The sequence below is a fragment of the Methylibium rhizosphaerae genome, from assembly GCF_006386545.1.
Taxonomy (GTDB): domain Bacteria; phylum Pseudomonadota; class Gammaproteobacteria; order Burkholderiales; family Burkholderiaceae_C; genus Pseudorivibacter; species Pseudorivibacter rhizosphaerae.
Window position 1 is genome coordinate 1 of record NZ_SWAR01000120.1, and the last position, 1,520, is coordinate 1,520.

Here is a 1,520-nt window from a genome sequence, read left to right on the forward strand (position 1 = left end):
CGGTGCCACGAGGGAGCGAGGCAACATCACCACCCGATCCTTGCCGCCCTTGCCCTCCCGCACCAGGATCACCTGCCGGTCGAACTCCAGGTCCTTGACGCGCAACTGCAGGCCTTCGTTCAGTCTCATGCCGGTGGCACACCGTGGAAGCGGATGAAGGCACGCACCCAGTAGACGTAGCTCTTCTCGGTGCGGGGGCTGTAGTGCAGGTAGCGCACGCGCTCGCGCAGCTGGTCGAGCACCTTGGCCGACCTCAGCGGGGGCAGGGCGGGTGTGCCGGTTTTCACGGGCCATTTATACTGTATGCGCGTACAGTATGCTTGGGCAACCTAGGCAACAAGCGGGTTGGCTGAGGGCTATCCCACCTTTGGGCGGGGAGAGCGACGTTTTTATCCGGCTATTCTGCTGGCCACAACAAAGTTAGCCGTCACGTGAACGAGTTGCTCGCGCTCATCCTGCTCCCGCCGCTATGGTTCGCAGCCAACGCCGTGGTGCTGCTGGTTCTATCCTGCGTGTATGTTCACGCACTACTTGGGGTAGCACGCCTCCCGGCTTTCTTCAAGGTCGTGGCGTCTGTTGTCTTGTGGCTCGCGTTCTCTGCGGTGTGCGTTGCACCGCTTTTCGGCTGGATCTTTATTGCTCGGCTACATCTGCCGGTCGCGCTCGAGCTTCCTACGATGCTCTGGCCGCTGCTTTGCTTCGGGTTATGCTTTGTGGCGGTATATCGCCCGGTTAAGCGCCATCTTCCCCAACTGCGGGCCGTGGGATTTTTCCGGCGGTGACGGCTAACCCCTCCATCGAGCGGACATGCCACAGCGGGCTTCGCCCGCTGTGGCATGCCGCTCATGTCGAACGTTATGCGCCATGAATTCGCCCGCTTCCGAGATCCAATCATGTGAGTGGCTGTTCTTGCGCGCCATGGGCGAGCCCCAAGACAACGCACTTCGTGTCGTCGTCGAGGAGGCTCGAGCTGGAGCGCCAGCCGATCCAAAGGCCGTTGCGGAAGCTGCGTCCCTTCCAGAGCTTGAACCCATCCTTCAGGGTGCGCGCCTCATCGCATTCGGAAGGCTGCCGTGTCTTCGAGGTGGTTTGGGGTAGCTACATAGCCTACTCAGTGCGCAACGAGAGCTACGTTGCGAACGACAAGTACGAACAGTGTGAGGGGCGTCTGCTGGTCAAGTACTCGAAGTCTCGCTTCCTGGACTACGTTGCGTCTGGAACCTTCGCAACCGCTGAGTATCCGGGTCCGTTCACTCATTGGGGCATCATCTGCGGCAACCACATCATTGATGTCGCTTCTACGGAGGAGCCGGTAGTTGGGCTGCTGCCGAATGGCGCATAACCCCTCCATCGAGCGGACAAACAATGGCAGGCTTCGCCTTCCGTTGTTTGCCGCTCATGTCGAACGTTAGAACTCATGCTCACCGAGGCGTTCTGGTTCTGGTTCGCAGTTGCAACTTGGGTCGTTTGCGTCGCTGTGTGCGTGCCATTTCTTGCTGCAATCAGAGAAGAGGTCCCGT

Annotated in this window: 3 protein-coding genes; 1 reads left to right on the forward strand and 2 read right to left on the reverse strand. The window is 59.9% G+C overall.

The features are described 5' to 3' along the window. Positions 1-129 (reverse strand): tyrosine-type recombinase/integrase (locus E8D38_RS29600; RefSeq protein WP_219851890.1); only part of this gene is annotated, 129 nt, incomplete at its 3' end. Next, positions 126-287 (reverse strand): phage integrase N-terminal SAM-like domain-containing protein, encoded by a 162-nt coding sequence (locus tag E8D38_RS29605; protein ID WP_219851889.1) that lies wholly within the window; start codon positions 285-287, stop codon positions 126-128. The genes E8D38_RS29605 and E8D38_RS29600, both read right to left, overlap by 4 nt. A gap of 144 nt (positions 288-431) precedes the next feature. Here E8D38_RS29605 and E8D38_RS27675 point away from each other — a divergent pair, with 144 nt between their 5' ends. After that, the gene (locus tag E8D38_RS27675; protein WP_140637489.1) at positions 432-782 is read left to right on the forward strand and encodes a hypothetical protein; all 351 of its coding nucleotides are present in this window, start codon (positions 432-434) and stop codon (positions 780-782) included. Positions 783-1,520: the final 738 nt, after the last annotated feature.